This window comes from Paraburkholderia sp. GV068 (assembly GCF_003058125.1).
Taxonomy (GTDB): Bacteria; Pseudomonadota; Gammaproteobacteria; order Burkholderiales; family Burkholderiaceae; genus Paraburkholderia; species Paraburkholderia graminis.
The window spans coordinates 1-1,619 of the sequence record NZ_QBUB01000043.1; the positions used below are offsets into that span (position 1 = coordinate 1).

A 1,619-nucleotide genomic window follows, 5' to 3' on the forward strand; every position below is an offset into this window, starting at 1 on the left:
TCAGACTGCTGACAAAGTACCCCCCAAAGCCTGGCCACGCGCCGGGCTTTGTCGTTTAATGGGCGTCATGCTCAGGAAACCGACACCCATGCAGCACGAACTCGAGATGGTCACGCTCGAGGAGCTCGTGCCGAAGGACCATCTGCTGCGCAAGATCGAGGCGGCGGTGGATTTCGAATTCATCCGCGAGAAGGTGACCCACCTGTACTGCGCGGATAACGGGCGGCCCGCGCTCGATCCGGTGATGATGTTCCGGCTGCTGTTCATCGGCTACCTGTTCGGGGTGCGCAGCGAGCGCCAGCTCATGCGTGAGGTGCAGGTCAATGTCGCGTACCGGTGGTTTGCCCGCCTGCGGCTGACCGACCGGGTGCCTGACGCCTCGACGTTCTCGCAGAACCGGCGGCGCCGTTTTACCGACACGACGGTCTACCAGGAGATCTTCGACGCGATCGTTGAGCAGGCCATCGGGCGTGACATGGTCGAGGGCCGGGTGCTCTACACCGACAGCACGCACCTGAAGGCCAACGCCAACAAGCGCAGGTTCGATCTGGTCCAGCTTGAACAGACGCCCTCGGCGTATCTGGCCGAGCTCGATGCCGCGGTCGATGCGGACCGTGCCGCGCACGGTAAAAAGCCGCTTGCGCGTGATGGGCGCAAAGGCGGCGGCGACGATGCCGGGTCGGGTCCAGCTGCCAGCGGCGGGCACAAGGAAACGAAGATCAGCCGCACCGACCCGGACAGCGGCTACATGGTGCGCGACGACAAGCCCACGGGCTTCTTCTATCTGGATCACCGCACTGTCGACGCGCGCTATTCGATCATCACCGACACCCACGTGACGCCGGCCTCGGTGCACGACAGCCAGCCTTACCTGGCGCGTCTGGACCGGCAGCGCAGGCGCTTCGGATTCCATGTGCAGGCCGTGGGGCTGGACGCCGGCTACTTCACGCCGGCCATCTGTCAGGGGCTGGAGGATCGGGGCATCGACGGGGTGATGGGCTACCGCACGCCCAGCCATAAACCGGGGTTCTTCTACAGGAAGGACTATGAATACGACCGGTATCGCGAGGAGTACACCTGCCCGCAGGGACAGGTGCTGCGCTACAGCACCACGAACCGCGCGGGCTACCAGGAGTTCAGGTCCGACCCTGCGCGGTGCGGCGGCTGCGCGGTGCGCGGCCAGTGCACGGCGAGCGCCAATCATGTGAAGGTGATCATCCGGCACGTGTGGGAGCGCGCGAAGGAGCGCGTCAATGCAAGGCGGCTGACCGACTGGGGCAAGGCGATCTACAAGCGGCGCAAGGAGACCGTGGAGCGCAGCTTCGCGGACGCCAAGCAGTTGCACGGGCATCGTTACGCGAGGATGCGCGGCCTGCGCAAGGTGGCTGAGCAGTGCCTGCTGGGCGCGGCCGCGCAGAACATCAAGAAGATCGCGTTGCTGGTGGCACGCCTGCGGGCGTGTTTATGTGCGCCCAGTGCCTGCGCCCGCGCCCCGCAGCGCGTTTTTACTGTTCTTCGCGCCTTGCTGGTCCGCAGCGTCACGGGCCATCGCGCGAATTCCTACGCCTGAAAAACAAAACCCCACGCTCCGGAAAACGTGGGGTTGGTCAGCAGTCTGA

General features: G+C 65.0%; 1 protein-coding gene. It reads left to right on the plus strand.

The window, feature by feature from the left end:
• The first annotated feature begins 67 nt into the window (after window positions 1-67).
• The gene (locus tag C8K18_RS32995) at window positions 68-1,570 is read left to right on the plus strand and encodes an IS1182 family transposase (protein ID WP_165919900.1); all 1,503 of its coding nucleotides are present in this window, start codon (window positions 68-70) and stop codon (window positions 1,568-1,570) included.
• The last annotated feature ends 49 nt before the right edge of the window (window positions 1,571-1,619 follow it).